General features: G+C 71.5%; 12 protein-coding genes and 2 pseudogenes. 5 read left to right on the top strand and 9 right to left on the bottom strand.

Translation table 11 applies throughout. The features are described 5' to 3' along the window. Positions 1-58: 58 nt before the first annotated feature. From GA0115234_RS27000 to GA0115234_RS26980, 5 genes and pseudogenes are all read right to left on the bottom strand, one after another. The gene (locus GA0115234_RS27000) at positions 59-1,471 is read right to left on the bottom strand and encodes a serine hydrolase domain-containing protein (RefSeq protein ID WP_218107197.1); all 1,413 of its coding nucleotides are present in this window, start codon (positions 1,469-1,471) and stop codon (positions 59-61) included. Positions 1,472-1,645: 174 nt separating this feature from the next. Then, positions 1,646-2,437: an ABC transporter permease gene (locus GA0115234_RS26995; RefSeq protein WP_093546785.1), complete on the bottom strand. Its 792-nt coding sequence runs from the start codon at positions 2,435-2,437 to the stop codon at positions 1,646-1,648. Continuing rightward, a complete protein-coding gene (locus GA0115234_RS26990; protein ID WP_093546781.1) occupies positions 2,434-3,510 on the bottom strand; it encodes an ATP-binding cassette domain-containing protein in 1,077 nt (358 codons plus the stop codon). Before GA0115234_RS26990 ends, GA0115234_RS26995 begins: the two co-directional genes overlap by 4 nt. 136 nt (positions 3,511-3,646) lie before the next feature. Then, positions 3,647-6,772, bottom strand: coding sequence for an ATP-binding protein (locus tag GA0115234_RS26985; protein WP_093546778.1), 3,126 nt, complete (start codon positions 6,770-6,772; stop codon positions 3,647-3,649). 156 nt (positions 6,773-6,928) lie between these two features. Continuing rightward, a pseudogene (locus GA0115234_RS26980) lies at positions 6,929-7,186 on the bottom strand (transposase); the annotation flags it as partial. Positions 7,187-7,381: 195 nt separating this feature from the next. On the opposite strand from GA0115234_RS26980, the gene GA0115234_RS44470 reads away from it, so the two are divergent. After that, complete coding sequence (locus tag GA0115234_RS44470) at positions 7,382-7,744, top strand: transposase (protein WP_202554220.1); 363 nt, start codon at positions 7,382-7,384, stop codon at positions 7,742-7,744. A gap of 36 nt (positions 7,745-7,780) precedes the next feature. On the opposite strand, the pseudogene GA0115234_RS26970 reads toward GA0115234_RS44470, so the two are convergent. Further along, positions 7,781-8,248 (bottom strand): annotated as a pseudogene (locus tag GA0115234_RS26970) (transposase); the annotation flags it as partial. A gap of 502 nt (positions 8,249-8,750) precedes the next feature. Between GA0115234_RS26970 and panD the strand changes: the two are divergent. The 3 genes from panD to GA0115234_RS26955 are packed head-to-tail and all read left to right on the top strand — an operon-like array spanning position 8,751 to position 10,230. Continuing rightward, complete coding sequence (gene panD, locus GA0115234_RS26965) at positions 8,751-9,176, top strand: aspartate 1-decarboxylase (protein WP_093546775.1); 426 nt, start codon at positions 8,751-8,753, stop codon at positions 9,174-9,176. Positions 9,177-9,207: 31 nt separating this feature from the next. Beyond that, a complete protein-coding gene (locus tag GA0115234_RS26960) occupies positions 9,208-9,570 on the top strand; it encodes a GNAT family N-acetyltransferase (RefSeq protein WP_093546771.1) in 363 nt (120 codons plus the stop codon). Positions 9,571-9,603: 33 nt separating this feature from the next. Then, on the top strand, positions 9,604-10,230 hold the full coding sequence (locus GA0115234_RS26955) for an arylsulfatase (protein ID WP_093546768.1): 627 nt from the start codon (positions 9,604-9,606) through the stop codon (positions 10,228-10,230). Between the two features lie 440 nt (positions 10,231-10,670). On the opposite strand, the gene GA0115234_RS26945 is transcribed toward GA0115234_RS26955, so the two are convergent. Then, positions 10,671-12,047, bottom strand: coding sequence for a helix-turn-helix domain-containing protein (locus tag GA0115234_RS26945; protein WP_093546762.1), 1,377 nt, complete (start codon positions 12,045-12,047; stop codon positions 10,671-10,673). 203 nt (positions 12,048-12,250) lie between these two features. Here GA0115234_RS26945 and GA0115234_RS26940 point away from each other — a divergent pair, with 203 nt between their 5' ends. Next, the gene (locus GA0115234_RS26940) at positions 12,251-13,654 is read left to right on the top strand and encodes a M64 family metallopeptidase (protein ID WP_093546759.1); all 1,404 of its coding nucleotides are present in this window, start codon (positions 12,251-12,253) and stop codon (positions 13,652-13,654) included. A 61-nt stretch (positions 13,655-13,715) separates the two neighbouring features. Here the strand turns inward: GA0115234_RS26940 and GA0115234_RS26935 are convergent, their stop codons facing one another. Then, positions 13,716-14,513, bottom strand: coding sequence for a family 1 encapsulin nanocompartment shell protein (locus tag GA0115234_RS26935; RefSeq protein WP_093546756.1), 798 nt, complete (start codon positions 14,511-14,513; stop codon positions 13,716-13,718). Continuing rightward, positions 14,513-15,598, bottom strand: coding sequence for a Dyp-type peroxidase (locus tag GA0115234_RS26930; RefSeq protein ID WP_093546753.1), 1,086 nt, complete (start codon positions 15,596-15,598; stop codon positions 14,513-14,515). Before GA0115234_RS26930 ends, GA0115234_RS26935 begins: the two co-directional genes overlap by 1 nt. Positions 15,599-15,778 lie beyond the last annotated feature (180 nt).

The following is a 15,778-nucleotide window of genomic DNA, read 5'->3' as shown; positions in this document are numbered from 1 at the left end:
CGCGCGTCGTCGGTGGCCCGGGTACGGACGCGCCCCGGTATCCGGGGCAGTGCCCTCATCAGGCGATCTTCGGTGCGACTCTCATGCCGAAGTACACATAGGGCGTACGGTCGGGAAGCGTCCCGAACACCAGCGGCAGCCAGGGCGCGCTCACCGGGCCGATCCCCGGCATGGCGAGCACCGCGTCGTCCACCGCCACCAGGTCGGACTCGATCGGCGGCGAGTACTGGGCCACCCCGCCGGTCAGTTCGAGACGCACCCGTGGCACCCCGTCGCGCTCGCCGACCGTGATGCGTACGCCCTCACGCTCGTACGTGCCCGTGAGCGCGCCCAGGTCGATCGTCGGCGACTGTGCCGGAGGCGCGAACACGTCCGGCAGGCGCACTTCGGCCAGCTCGCCCAGCAACTCCTGGAACAAGTCGACAAAGAAGCTGGTGGCGCTGCCACCGTTGGTCAGCAGCGCGGCGACGACACCGCTCCCGGGCACGACCCGCAGGTACGAGAACTGCCCGACCACCGCGCCGTCGTGGCCGTATCCGGCGACACCGTCCCAGTCGTACAGCGCCCATCCGTGGCCCCAGCCGTCCGCCATGAACGACCACGGATCCCGGCAGTCCGTCACGCGCCGACGCATCGTCGCCGCTGACCGTTCCGACAGCACCCGCGTACCGTCCGCGGCCAGGCCGCCGTCGAGGTGCATCCGCGCGAAGCGCACCACATCGGCGGCGGTCACCAGGACCCGACCGTACGGTCCTGCCGACCGAGGCAGTATGTCCCACATGGGTGCGGGCTCAGGCTCGTCCTCCAGCTCGCCGACGTGGCTCATCGCCACCCGGAACCGCAGCGCCTCCTCGGGCAGCGTCATCGAGTGCTCCAGGCCCAGCGGTGTCAGCAGCCGGTCGCGCAGCGCGTCGTCCCAGGTCTGACCGGTCACCACCTCCACGATCCGGCCCAGAATCGCGTACCCGGTGCTGCAGTAGGACACGATGGTCCCCGGCGGGCAGTCCTGGCCCACGCCGGAACACGCCTCCACATACAGGGCCAGGCAGTCGTCACCGCGACCGGTGTCGTGGGTGAACTCCCCGCCGATCCCGCTGGTGTGGCTCAGCAGCTGCCCGACCGTCACCGTCCTGGTGACCTCGTCGTCGGCGACCGAGAAGTCCGGCAGCACGTCCACGACCCGGGTGTCGAGTCGCAGTTGTCCGGAGTCGACGAGCTGCATCACCAGCGTCGCCGTATACACCTTGGCGATCGAGCCGGACTGGAACACCGAGTCCGTGGTCACCTGCACCCCGGTGTTCCGGTGCAGTACCCCGCTCACCAACTCGTGGATCTCCCCGTCCACCAGCACCGCCAGCGCCGCGCCCGGCACGTGGTACTGGTCGCGCAGCCGGTCGAGGCGGCGCTGCCAGCGGGCACGGTCGAAGGCACGGCGCACTCCCTCTTCAGTATTGATCTTCGCGGTGGACACGGCGTAGGTCTCCCTTCGTGGACGGAACTCTGGACTCCCGATGGAACGCGAGCCGTGCGAGGCGGCCGGAGACGCCGGCGGGACGGAGGGCGGTGCGCGACCGCGGGGCGCCCCGGGGCGGAGCTCTCCGCCCCGGGGCGGTCCGGGCTGCGGGGGATTCAGCCCGGGCTCGGGTTACCGCGTCTCGCGGTTGAACAGCGACTTCGACCAGTAGTAGCCGAGTACGGCCAGGCCCACGCACCAGACCACGGTGAGCCACCCGTTGTGGCCGATCTCGCTGCCCAGCAGCAGGCCGCGCAGGGTCTCGATGGCGGGCGTGAACGGCTGGTACTCGGCGACCGGCTGGAACCAGCCCGGCATCGCGTCGACCGGTACGAAGGCGCTGGAGATGAAGGGCAGGATGACCAGCGGCACCGCATTGTTCCCGGCAGCCTCACCGTTGGGGCTGGCCATGCCGACGGCGATCGCCATCCAGGTGAACGCCAGCGCGACCAGCGCGAGCAGCAGGAACGCCGCCAGCCACTCCAGGACCGTCGCGTCCACCGAGCGGAAGCCGATGGCCACCGCGACGGCGCCGACCAGGGTCACGCTGATGACCGATCGCAGCACGCTGCCCGCGACGTGCCCGATCAGCACCGAACCACGGTGGATCGCCATCGTGCGGAAGCGGGCCATGATGCCCTCGGTCATGTCGTCGGCCACGGACACCGAGGTCCCGACGAGGGTGGTGCCGATGGTCATCATCAAGATGCCGGGGGCGATGTAGGCGATGTACTCGGAGCGGTCCGCGCCGCCGCCGCCGATGCCCGCGCTCATCACGTCGCCGAAGACGTAGACGAACAGCAGCAGCATGATGAGCGGTGTCAGCACCACGTTCAGGGTCAGCGCCGGATAGCGCCGCGCGTGCAGCAGGTTGCGGCGCACCATCGTGGTCGAGTCGCGCATGGCGAGGGACAGGGAGCTCATCGGACAGCCTCCTTCTTGGGCTGGTTGAGACCACCGGTCAGCGCGAAGAACACATCGTCGAGATCCGGGGTGTGCACGGTCAGCTCGTCCGCCTCGATGCTCGCGGCGTCCAGCCAGTCGAGGATCGAGCGCAGCTCCCGCTGACCGCCGTTGCTGGGGATCCTCAACGTGAGCGCCTCGTCGTCCCTGCTGACCTCGCGCAGCGCGAAGCCGGAGGAGTCCAGCCAGTCGAGGATCGAGCGCAGCTCGCGCCGGGTGCCGTCGCTGGAGGCCTGGCGCGCCAGCGCCTCGTCGTCGGTGGTGGCTTCGTTGAGGGCGGAGACCGCTGACCGGTAGGCGACGGGATCGGCGAACCGCAGCCGCACATGACCGCCTGGAATGAGCCGCTTCAGCTCCTCGGCGGTTCCTTCGGCGGCGATCTTGCCGTCGCTCAGCACGGCGATGCGGTCGGCCAGTTGGTCGGCCTCCTCCAGGTACTGGGTGGTGAGGAACACAGTGACACCGCCGGAGACCAACTCGCGGATGATCTGCCATGTGTTGTGGCGGCTGCGCGGGTCGAGGCCGGTCGTCGGCTCGTCGAGGAAGATGATGCGAGGGCTGCCGACGAGTGTCATCGCGATGTCCAGGCGGCGCTTCATGCCGCCGGAGTAGGTGGAGGCGGGCTTCTTCGCCGCGTCCGTCAGATGAAACTGCTCCAGCAACTCCGCCACGGTGCGCCGTCCCTCGCTGCGTGGGAGGTGGTGCAGGTCCGCCATGAGGAGCATGTTCTCCTCGCCGGTGATCAGGCCGTCGACGGCGGAGAACTGCCCGGTGACGCCGATCGAGGCGCGTACGCCCTGCGGGTCGGTTGCCAGGTCGTGCCCACCGACGTACAACTCGTCGGCCTGGCACGTGATGAGCGTCGAGAGGATCTTGACTATGGTGGTCTTGCCCGCACCGTTCGGCCCGAGCAGCGAGAAGATGGTGCCGGACGGCACCATCAGGTCGATGCCGTCGAGGACCGCCTTCTCCCCGTAGGACTTTCGCAGCCCCTTGGCCGCGATGGCGAGTGATTGCGATGCCGTGGTCGTCATGGAGCAGAGGTTGCGGCACGCCGCACTCAGCGGGGTTTCACAGTGGCTTCAGCGCCTTGAAACCCTCGCTGAAACGGTCACCGAAGCTCCTTTGAGCAGGCTTCCCGCCCCTGCGGGACGTTTCCGCCCCGCTGCCTCAGCCGCTTCCCGAAACCAGTGCGCGCGCGGCCTCGCGCAGTTCGTCGCGCCCCAGCGCGGCGTACTGGGACACCGCGTCCGCGTAGGCCGCCGCGTCCGCGGCCTCGGCCGCCCGCCGCGCCCGTGCCGCCGACATCGTCGGCTGGAACTCGCGCAGCACCCGCAGCCGCTCGGCCAGCGCGACCAGCCGTACCGCCGACGCGTCCCCGGATGCGAGCCCCGCCATCCCCAGCGCGTGTAGTACCGTTCCGAACAACGGCAGCTCCCTGGGCGTGCGCGGCGGCCCGGACAGCAGCGTCAGCAGCCGCTGGTGCAGCCGGTCGACTGCCTCCGCCACCAGGTCGAGCCGGTCGGCGTGCGCGTGCGCCGTCACCGCCGCTGACTGGATCTCCAACGCCCAGGGGTCCAGCCACGGATCGCCGCTGTGCGCCGAGTCCGCGTCGGGCATCCGCTCCACGGCGCTGCGCCACAGGTCGAGCCCCGTCTCCGTGCGTCCTCGGGCGAGCGCGATCTCGGCGCGCCCGCCCAGGTCGGAAATGTGGGAGGCGTCACCGGGTCGCGTGCTGTCGCCCTTCGCCTGCCGCAGCCAGTACTCCGCCTCGTCCGGGTCACCCCGCTGCAGGCAGGCCAGCACCAGGCCCCGGCGGATGCCGATCGAGTCGTGCTCGTCGTCGAGCCGCGGCAACGCCTCGAGCGCTGCCTTCAGATGCCCGTACGCGGCGTCGCCCTGCTCCGTCTGCAAGCACATGTCGCTCACCCGGGCGTGCACCATGACCTGAATCGACGGGTTGGTGACCGTCGCCAGCGCGGCGATCATCCGACGGGCCGACGCGAGCGCGCGGTCGATGTCGTGCTCGTATTCCCAGACGTAGGTGGCGACGCACTCGGCGATCCCGGCGACCAGCGGAAGCCGGCTTTCGCACAACCGCTGGAGCACCTCGTATCCGGGCGGAACCATCTCGGGGATCGCGCTCAGCACGAGCGCGGTGGCCCGCAGCAGTGTGTCGGGCGGCGCGGGCGGCAGCCGCCGCAGCGTCACCAGCTGCCGCACCACGGTCACGTGCGGTCGGTAGCCCATGAACAGGCTCGCCGTGCACAACACGGCGGCGACGCGGGTGACTTCGACGTAACTGGGCTCGGGGTTGTAGTGCGAGAGCGGCGGCCCGGTGTCGGCGGCGAGCACGGCCAGCCTCGGGTAGTTGGAGTCGGTCGACCACAGCGCGGCGAGCACCGCGGTCAGCGCGGCGGTGGAAGGACCGTCCCCGCGGGCCAGCGCGTGCCGCAGCGCCAGGACGAGGTTGTCCTGCTCGGCGCGGATCAACTCCCAGGCCGCCAGAAGGTCCGACCCGAACAGCACGTCGTGGTACGCGACCCCGAAGCCCCGTGCCCAGTCCAGGAACCGGTCGACGGCCGGCTCCTCCTCGCCCGCCTCCGCACGCCGGGCGGCGCTGAACTCCCGTACGGTCTCCAGCATGCGGCACCGGACGCCCACCGGTGCGTCCACCACCGTGACCAGCGACTGGCCGGCCAGTTGCTCCAGCATGAACAGGGCGTCCTCGCCCAGCACATGCTCCGCCGCCTCCCCGGAGAAGCCGCCGGGGAACACCGACAGCGTGCGCAACGCCGCCCGGGCGTCCTCGGTGAGCAGGTTCCAGCTCCACTCCACGACCGCGTGCAGCGTGCGATGGCGCTCCGGCACGTCCCGCGCACCGCCGCGCAGCAGCGCGAACCGGTCGCCGATGCGCCGGGCGATCTCCGGCACCGACATCACCCGCACCCGTGCCGCGGCCAGCTCCACGGCCAGCGGCAGCCCGTCCAGGTGTCCGCACAGCTCCGCCACTGCGTCCGGCGGCAGCTTCACCCCGGGCCGGGCGGCCCGCGCCCGCTGCGTGAACAGCTCGACGGATGTCGCCAGGCCCAGCTCCGGCAGCGCGTACACAGCCTCCGACGTCAGGCCCAGCGGTGCCCGGCTGGTGGCCAGCACCCGCAGGTCCTTCGATGACGACACCAGGGCCTGTACGAGGTTGGCGGAGCCGCGGATGACGTGCTCGCAATTGTCCAGAACCAGCAGCGCCGGTCCCGAGCCCAGCACTCCCAGGATCCCGGACACCGGGTCGGCCGAGACGTGGCTGCTCACCCCGGTGTGCCTGTTCTCGCCCGCCCCGAGCGCGGACGCCACCTCCGCGGCCACGTCCCCGTCGGCAGTGACGCCGACGAGTGGCACGAAGTGCACGACGCGCTGCTCGGTGCGGCGGCTGACGGCGTACGCGAGCCGGGTCTTGCCGAGCCCTCCCGGGCCGACGACGGTCACCGCCCGCGACGCACGCAACAGCCCTTCGACCGCGGCGATGTCCTCGTCGCGCCCGAGCAGCGGGTTCGGTTCGTGCGGCACCCCGTGCCTGACCACGGGCGCCCCGCCGTGCAGCAGCTCCTGCTGTACGGCCCTGAGCGCGGAGCCGGGGTCCGTACCGAGCTCCTCGCGCAGCTCGCGCCGGTAGGCCTCGTACCGTGTCAGTGCGGCGGACGGGCCCGACCCGGCCGCCTCGCCGCGCAGCAGTTCGGCGAGGACCTCCTCGTCACGGGGGTGCTGCGAAGCGGCCACGGCCAGCGGCCCGGCCGCTTCTGCGTGGCGGCCCAGGCGCGCGAGCGCGAGGCCCTGCGCCCGGACGAGTGCGCCGCGCACGGGGGCCCGTTCGGCGCGCAACGCGGCGAGGGGGCCGTCCCCCACATCGGGGGAGCCGTCCCACAGGGCGAGCCCGGCCTCGGCGGAGGCCAGTGACCCCGCGTGGTCCCCGACCCTGGCTCGCTCGGCGCCGGCGGCGGCGTGCAGCAGGAGCGCGGAGGTGTCGACCTGTTTCTCGTCGAGGGCGAGCCGGTAGCCGCTCGGGATGCTGGCCACGACGTCGGCGCCGAGCTGCGTGCGGGCCCGGGACACCAGGACCTGAACCGCCTTGCCGGGCCGCTCGGGAAGTTCGTCGGGCCACAGCCCGGCCACGAGCCGGTCGGTGCTGCACCCCCTGCGCAGGTCCTCGGCGAGCAGAGCGAGGAGGTCGCGGATCCGCGGGGCCGTGACTTCCTGCCCGCGGTAGGCGACACGCGACAGCAAGGTCAGATCGGTGCTCACCTGAGCAGATTATCTAAGAGTTCAACCGCGCCCGCACGCGTGCAATTGATCCAGCCACTCGGCCCACAACCCGCACTGATGGGGCCCCGGAAGGCCTTGAGCGACATCACCCGATGGCTCCTGGGCCTCACCCGCCCGGCCCCAGAGCAACTGTTTCCAGCGGGTTTGCCCCTTGCCGGTGGGGTCGAGGGACATGATCGCCATGTAGACGCATTTCAGGGCGGCCTGCTCGTCGGGGAAGTGGCCGCGGGCCTTGACCGCCCGCCGGATCCGGGCATTCACCGATTCGATCGCGTTGGTCGTGCAGACGATGCGGCGGATCTCGGTGTCGAATCGGAGGAACGGGGTGAACTCCTCCCAGGCGTTCTCCCAGAGTCTGGCGATCGCCGGATACTTCCCGCCCCACGTGTTGGCGTCGGCCACCTGCACCGGCGCTGGAACGAAGGCATCCGAAACGCCGCCCAGCTCTGCCGGGAGATCCAAGAACTCGGCTATCCGGGCGGCGAGTTGGCCGTCCAGTGCCACCTGCGGCGCTACCGGGCCGGGCTCGGACACGCACCCGACCCGGGATCCAAGCCTCCGTCGGTCCGCGAGGTCACCTCCTGGATCATGACCCACCCCGAGCACCTACGGGACGATGAAGCCGGCAAGCTGCACCGGCTGCGTGAGCGCGATCCCGAACTCGACCGGCTCACACTCCACGTCAGGAAGTTCGCCGTGATGACGACCGGCCGCCACGGTGACCGCCTCGAAGGCTGGATCACCGACGTCGAACGGGACAGCCTGGCTCCGCTTGCGGGCTTCGCCCGCAACCTCCGCCGTGACTTCGACGCCGTCCGCAACGGACTGTCCCTGTCCCACAGCTCCGGTGCCGTCGAGGGCAACATCAACCGACTGAGAATGCTGAAACGCCAGATGTTCGGCCGCGCCGGCCTCGATCTCCTTCGCAAACGCGTCCTGCTCACACGATGAGCCCCAACCCACCGGATCACAAGATCGTCGACAGAACCGGATCTTCACGTGGACGGCGTCGATGAACACGACCGGACAGACCGGGTCGAGCGGGCGGTTCTGCCATTCGGCCATGGCCTAGAGGACCTTGCCGGTGATCGTGGAGATCGTCTGGCGGGAGACGTCGGCGCCATGGACCTCCGCGAGGTGGGCCTGGACCTCGCCCGTGGTCAGGCCCTTCGCCGACAGGGAGATGACCATCTCGTCCACCCCGGACAGGCGCTTCTGCCGTTTCTTGACGATCTTCGGCTCGAACGCCCCGTCCCGGTCGCGAGGGACGGATATCTCCACCGGACCGACATCCGTCAGCACGGGCACGGTCTTCGTCCGGGTGCCGTTGCGGGAGTTCCCGCCGTTCTTCCCGGCCGGATCGTGCTTGTCATAGCCGAGATGGTCGGTGATCTCGCCCTCCAGGGCGGACTCCGGCAGCCGCTTCGTCAGCTGCGGGAGCAGTCCGCCCTCGCCGGCTGCGGCTCTACCGCCTCGCTCATCTGGGCCTCGGCCACGTTCTCACTGGTCATCGATGCATCCTCCATGATCGGGAGTTACACCGAACGATTTACAGTCCCGGAGCACTCTCCGGTTGTTCGATCAAGCATCGGACAATCCACCTCGTGAAAGCCCGAGGCTAGGTTGCCGCGCCGTATCGAGCTCCCGTGCGCTCGCAACGCCCTTCCAGGGGGCGGGGAGGCACACAACCGCTGTCGGCTCGTCGGGGTGATGGTGATCACTGATACCCACAGGCGAGAGCTGCGTAGGCTTGCGGAGTCGTCCCGGTGGAGTTCGGGAGGGTGAGTGGGCCCTCCCAATGTCACCTGACGAAGCATCAGGGAAGTCGGCAAGCGGTCAGCATGAGTCCTGAAAAACTTGGGGAACGCTGCCCGAGCATGCGACTCGTTGTAGGGTGACGAAACAGCACTTGACCTGCGAAAACGCAGGCAGGGAGCCTACGTCCGGGAGTACCTCGATGATACGTACGATGTTCAAGTCCAAGATCCACCGCGCCACCGTGACCCAGGCCGACCTGCACTATGTCGGTTCCGTCACCATCGACGCCGCGTTGATGGAGGCGGCGGATCTGCTGCCCGGCGAGCTGGTGCACATCGTCGACATCGACAACGGCGCCCGTCTGGAGACGTACGTCATCGAGGGCGTACGCGGCTCCGGTGTCATCGGCATCAACGGCGCCGCCGCCCACCTGGTCCACCCCGGTGACCTGGTCATCCTCATCAGCTACGCCCAGGTCGAGGACGCCGGGGCCCGCGCTCTGATCCCGCGCATCGTGCACGTCGACGCCGACAACCGTATCGTCGGGCTCGGCGCCGATGCCTCCGAGCCCGCCCCCGGCACCGCCACCGAGCGGAGCCCGTACGCCGTGCCCGCACCGCGCTGACCGGGTCCCGACCACCGAGGGAGCACCCGTCATGGCAGAACGGACCGAGCGGATCGCACCCGACATCCGCGACGACCGCGCGAACGGCAATCTGCTCGCGTACGAGAACGGCCAGGCCGTCGGAGTCATCGCGTACTTCGTGAGGGACGGCGACCCCGCCGCGCTCGTCGCCGTGCACACCGTCGTGGAACCCGGCCACGAGGGCAAGGGCATCGCCGGTGCCCTCGTCCAGGAGTTCTACGCCATGGCGGGACGCGCGGGCGTGCCGGTCGTCCCGCTCTGCCCGTTCGCCGCGCAGTGGGCGGCGCGTCATCCCGACCGTGCGCCCGAGGCCCCGGCCGCACTGGTGGAACGGGCGAGGACGCAGCTGAAGTCGCACCCCGAGCTGTACTGACCCGCGTCGGCCGGGGGCTGTACCGTTCGGCCGATGACACTCGCCCTGCTGCACACCTCCCCGGTCCACGTACCGGTCTTCGACGCGCTCCGGGACGCCGACCACCCCGGGCTCGCCCTGCGCCACCTCGTGCGCGAGGACCTGCTTTCCCGGGCCGGGGAATCGGGCCCCGAAGCGGTGACGTGCGACATCCGGGACCTGCTCGCGGGCGCCGTCGCGGACGGTGCCCGCGCCGTGCTCTGCACCTGTTCGACGATCGGCGCCGTCGCCGAGTCGCAGTCGGCGGCGCTCGGCGTCCCGGTGCTGCGCGTCGACCGGCCGATGGCGGCCGCCGCCGTGGCACAGGACCGCGTGGTCGTGCTAGCGGCGATCACCAGCACGCTGGCGCCGACCCTCGCACTCCTCGCCGAAGAAGCCGGGGACCGCTCCGTGGACGTGCGTACCGTCGTCGTGGACGGTGCGTGGGCGCGCTTCGAGGCCGGTGACCGCGACGGCTTTCTGGACCTCGTCGCAGCCGCGGCCGACGCGGTGACGGACTGCGATGTGATCGTGCTGGCGCAGGCGTCCATGGCCGGAGCGGTCACCCGGACGGCCACCCGTATTCCGGTGCTCTCCAGCCCCCGGCCGGGTCTCGCCGCCGCGGCCGCCGCCACACGCTGACCTTCGCACGGCTCCCGGCCCCGGTGTCTCACCCGCAATCCGTACGCAGGGCCTCACCAGGCGCGGGCAGCCGCTCCGGGAGACGGTGGAAGGAGACCCCCGCCCCCTTCGGAGGCCCCCGATGACGAACCCGTACCCCGACCCGGTGCCCCCGGCGCCCACCCCCGGGCCGCTGCCCGGCCCGCCGCCCCCGCTGCCGGAGCCGCCACCCCCACCACCCGGCCCCGTCCCGCCCGGCCCGTCCCCGGACCCGATCCCCCAGCCGCCGCCCGAGCCCGCACCTGAACCGCAGCCGTCACCCCAGCAGGCCCGATGACCACGGAGGCCCGGGTGACCTGATCCGGGCCTCCGCCGGGAAGGGCGTCGCCGGCTGACGGTCCTGGCCCGCGTCCGAAGCGGGGCAATCCCGACGAGCCGTTGAGCTCTCCACCCGGCCGGGGTCAGGCCGTGGGTGGGCGGGCCGGGGACGGGCCCAGGGTGGTGGTGCCGGGGGAGGCGCGGTGGCCGAGGCCGGTGCGGTATGCGTCCATGGCGGCCTCGGTCCGGCCCGTGCGGCGCAGCAGGTCGCCCAGGAGCCGGCAGATGTCCGCGAGGTCGCCGGCGGCACCCGCCCGTTCCAGCAGGGCCAGCGCGGTGACGTAGTGCTCCTCGGCGGATTCCGGCTCGCCCTGTTCCTCGTGGATCAGGCCGAGCAGCCGATGGGCGCCGCCCGCGTGGACCGAGCCCCGGTCCGGGTGCAGTTCGCCGAGGAGTCTGTGCAGCAGCTCCTTGGCCTGGGAGGCCTTGCCGCGGCGGCGCAGTACATCGGCCAGCTCCACCTCGACCTGCGCCGTGTAGAGGGAGGCCCGCTTCGACGCCAGCATGTCGCGGGCGGCACGCAGTTCGGTCTCGGCGCCGGACAGATCGCCGTCCTGCGCGTGCACATAGCCGCGCATCCAGCGGCAGTGCGCGAGCTCCGTGCGGATCTGGAGCTGCTGGTAGATCTCGGCCGCCCGGGAGAGCGAGGCGTCCGCCTCCGCGGTGCGGCCCGCCGCCAGGAGCGTCCGGGCGACGCTGCGGTGCAGTCCGGCGACCAGCTCCGGATCGGAGACCTGCGGCGCGAGGGCCAGCGCCAGCTCGGCCGCCTGGGCGGCGCGGGCGTGGGCGCCCATGTCCATGTACGGGGCGATCGCGGCCGTGTACAGCAGCAGGAGCGCGCCGGGTTCCTGGAGGCCGGAGGTGTTCAGCGCGTCGATGGCGCTCTCCAGCAGGTAGCACGCGTACCGGAGTTCGCCGGCCAGCAGATGGGCGACCGCCCTGCCCCGGACGGCCGGGGCGCGCCGGGGGAGCGGGGCTTCGGCGAGCAGCCGCTCCGCGGCCTCGAAGTGCTCGCGGGCCGACGGTAGATCGCCCGTCTCCAGGGCGCAGTGGCCGAGGCCGAGCACGGCCGAGGCGCGTTCGTCGTCGAGCCCGTGCCGGCCGGCCTCGTCGAGCAGCCGGGCGTAGGCGGCGGCGGCGTCCTCGGCGGCTCCGGTGGCGAGTGTCCGCTGGGCCTCGACCAGCCCCAGCCGCAGAGCGGTCGCCAGATGGGCGGGGCGGCCGGTCGCCAGTTCCTCGTACGTGACGCCGAGCCGGTCCGCCAGGTGGCGTACGGCCGCCTCCGATGGGCGTACCCGGCCGGCCTCCAGGGTGGAGACATAGGCCGGGGTGTAGGCGGGCTCCGCCAGCTGTCGCTGCGTCAGACCACGTTCGGTGCGCAGCTGCTGGACGCGGCGGCCGACGGCTCCGGGGTCCTCGTCCGGCCCCGCCTCCCGTCCCGCCGTGCGTCTCGCGTTCATCGCGCCGCCCTTCCGCCTCGCACCGCCTCGAAATGCGGTCCCTGCATCGTAAATGCCCGGATACGGGCGTCGGCCACCCGGTGTCCGGGCCTTGTTCGACGGTCCGCACACCTCTAGGTTAAGCATCGCATTAAGTCGAGTTAACTCATGGGTTACGCGCTGGTCGTGCCCTGGAAGTCCCCCCGGACCCGAAGGAGTTGTCCATGCGCATACGCCCGCGCACGCGCCGAACGGCAGGAGTCACGGCGGGGCTCGCCCTCGCCGGTCTCCTGGCGGCGACCGCCACCACCGCACCGGCGTCGGCCGCCCCCGCGGGAACCGATCCGGGCCATCGTGTCGCGGCCGAGTACTTCCCCGATCCGGGCGGCTCGGGCCGGACCGTCGAGGTCCCGGCCGCCGCCCCCGCCCGGAAGGGCGCGGCCGCCGCACTGAGCGCGGCCGAGGCCGCCGTCGACGGCACGGTGGGCGAACAGGCGGTGACCGGCCCGTCCGACGACCGCCTTGACGTCGTGATCATCGGCGACGGCTACACGGCGGACCAGCAGGACGACTTCCACGCGGACGCCACCGCCAAATGGGCCGACATCACCGCTCTGGAGCCCTACAAGAGCTACCAGGGCCTGTTCAACGTGTGGACCGTCGACGCGGTCTCCCACGACTCCGGCATCAGCGGCGACCCCGGTCCGGACACCGTCAAGGACACCGCGCTCGGCAGCTACTTCTGGTGCTCCGACATCGAGCGGCTGATCTGCGCCGACATCGACAAGGTGGCCGCGTACGCCGCCGAGGCACCCGCCGCCGACCTCGTGGTCGTCATCGCCAACTCCACCAAGTACGGCGGCGCGGGCTACTCCGGACTCCAGGCCGAGGGCCACCCCTTCAACGGCGTCTCCACCCTCTCCTCCGACCACCCCTCGTCCAGCCTGATAGCCGCCCACGAGATAGGGCATTCGGTGGGCCTGCTGGACGACGAGTACACCTACGACGAGTACGGGACCTGGACCGGCGGCGAACCGGGCGGGATCAACTCCACCACCTACACGCCAGCGCAGCTCACCGAGAAGCGCGCCAAGTGGTACCGCTGGCTCGGGCAGACCGACCCGGCGGGCGGCTCGGTCGGTGCGTACGAGGGCAGCGCCTACTACCCGCTCGGGCTCTACCGCCCCACCGACTCGTCGATCATGCGGGAGCTGAGCAACACCGAGTTCAACCTGCCGGGCCGGGAGGCGATGATCGCCGGGTTCTACCGCGCGGGCAACGCACTGAGCAGCGCCGTCGACACCGGCACCGCCGTCGGACCGGGCCGGCGCATCGCCGTGAAGCCCGCGGACCTGGGGACCGCCGGGCACCGCCCCCACCGGCCCGGCGCCGCCACCGGTCTCGCCAGGATCGATCTGCGCTGGTACGTGGACGGAGTGGAGAAGGTCTTCGCCCGGGGACGCACCTCCGTCACCCCCGCATCGCTGGGCGTACGCCCGGACGGCCGCGGCCACAAGGTGACCGCCGAGGCCGTGGACCGTACGGACGCCATCCACGACCCCGCCGTGCGCGCCCTGGCCACCGACAGCCTGACCTGGAGCGTCAGGGCGACCGGGCACCGGAGGTAGCGCCTCGGAGCCTGTCGGGTGACCTCGGACCGGATGACGGACGCGGTCACCCGACAGGCTCTCAGGCGATGATCGGGACCACGGCCTCGGGCGTCAGCATCCGGAAGGTGAAGGCCTGATGGAAGTAGAGCCGGATGCCGGTCGCGTCATGGTCCTGGTAGCCGATGGAGAGGTCCTGGCCGAGGCACAGCTCGAAGTCGCCGCCACGGGTGGACAGCAGCACACCGCCCGTGACGGCGGGCGCCCACAGGATCTGGTCGTCGAGCAGCCGGGCCAGATGGGTGGCCACCGGGTACCCGTGGTCGGAGGTCTCGGTGGCCTCGGTGAAGGCGTCGGCGCCGAGGAGCAGCCGGTACGGGCCGTCGACTCCGGCCAGCCGTAGCTGGGTCAGTGCCTGGCTGACGGTGGTCGGGTAGTCGCGGGCATCCGCGGGCAGCGTCAGCGGCCTGTGCGAGGAGCCGTCCCGGAGCCCGGTGATCCCGGCCGAGGCGTACCCGTCGATGATCGCCATGTCCTCCGCGAACGCACAGGTGCGGGCCGCGTCCTTGACGGGCTGCCAGTCGCTGTCGTCCGAGCCGCGCTCGACGTCGTCCACGGCCGACCGGGTCACCGTGAACGGCACCCGCCACTCGATGACCGGCACCGAGGTGCGGGCGCGGGCGATGACGTCCGGAGCGGGCGGGTCGATGTCGCGCAGATGGCCGTCGCCGATGGCCGCCAGCCCGGGGCCGGACGGGTCGGTCACATCGACGACCCGGCGGCCCGCCACATGGCGGCTGAAGGTGCGCCGGGCCTCTTCTTCGATCTGGTTCCAGGCGGCTTCGGTGACTGGGGCGAGTTCGCGGTGGAGGTTGTTCATCACTGGGCGCTTTCTTGCAGGCTGCCGATGTGCAGCGAACCCTCGGCCGGGCGGGCCGGGTCCGGGGCCTTCGCCGTCACCGGCGCGGACGCGGGCTCCGGCAGGGCCTCGGCCCCGGCCGACGAGGGCGAGGGCGGCGGGGCGTCGAGGAAGTCGGCGCTGGGGGCGTAGAAGAGCGTGCCGGTGACCGCGGTCGAGAAGTCGAGAATGCGGTCGTGCGTGGCGGGCGGACTGCCGAGGAACATATTGCGGAGCATCTGCTCGGTCACCTCGGGATCGGCGGCGTAACCGATGAAGTACGTGCCGAACTCGCCCTGCCCGAAGCTGCCGAACGGCATGTTGGCGCGCAGGATGTCGCGCTCCGTGCCGTCCGGGTCGGTGATCGTGTTGAGGGCGATGTGGGAGTCGGCGGGCTTGACGTCGTCGGCGAACTCGATGTCGTCGAGCTTGGTGCGGCCGATGACCCGCTCCTGCTCCTCCGTGCTCAGCGCGTTCCAGGCGGCGAGGTCGTGGAGATACTTCTGCACGACGACGTAACTGCCGCCCGCGAACGCGGGATCCTCGGCGCCGACCAGGGCCGCCGACTCCGCGTCCGCCCCCACCGGGTTCTCCGTGCCGTCGACGAAGCCGAGCAGATCCCGGTGGTCGAAGTAACGGAATCCCTGCGTCTCGTCGACGACCGTCACCGCTCCGCCGAGCCGGTCGAGCAGGCGGCCGGCCCAGGCGAAACAGACGTCCATCCGTTCGGCCCGGATGTGGAACAGCAGATCACCCGGGGTGGCGGGGGCGTGGTGCCGGGCGCCGTGCAACTCCTGGAACGGGTGGAGCCGGTCCGGCCTCGGGCCGGCGAACAGCCGGTCCCAGGCTCCGGATCCGAAGCCGGTCACACAGACCAGGCCTGCCTCGGGGTACCGGAAGCCGATGGAGCGGGCGAACGCCGCGAGATCCGGCAGCACCTCGCGCACGGCGGACTCGCCGCCGGGCTCGATCGTGGCGACCAGGATCAGCGCGGCGCTGGTCAGCGGCGCGACGACGGGCTGGGGCGCGGCCGGCTCCGGGGTGGTGTCCGGGGTGGCGTCGGGCATGCGTGGGCTCCCTGGTACGGCAAGGGCGGGCAAGGGCGACAGGTTCGCGACGGGGGCGACGACAAGGGGCCTGCTGCTACTAACGCACAGGCAGGACTCCGCCGCACCCCGGGTCGCCCGGCCGGGCGACCACGACGACGGTACCTCGCCCCGCCTGCCGAGGACGGGGAGCGCACCGCC

The sequence above is a fragment of the Streptomyces sp. DvalAA-43 genome (genome assembly GCF_900091725.1).
In the GTDB taxonomy this organism is placed as follows: domain Bacteria; phylum Actinomycetota; class Actinomycetes; order Streptomycetales; family Streptomycetaceae; genus Streptomyces; species Streptomyces pulveraceus.
The sequence above is the reverse complement of the archived record's forward strand: the minus strand, read 5'-3'. Positions and strand labels throughout refer to the sequence as shown.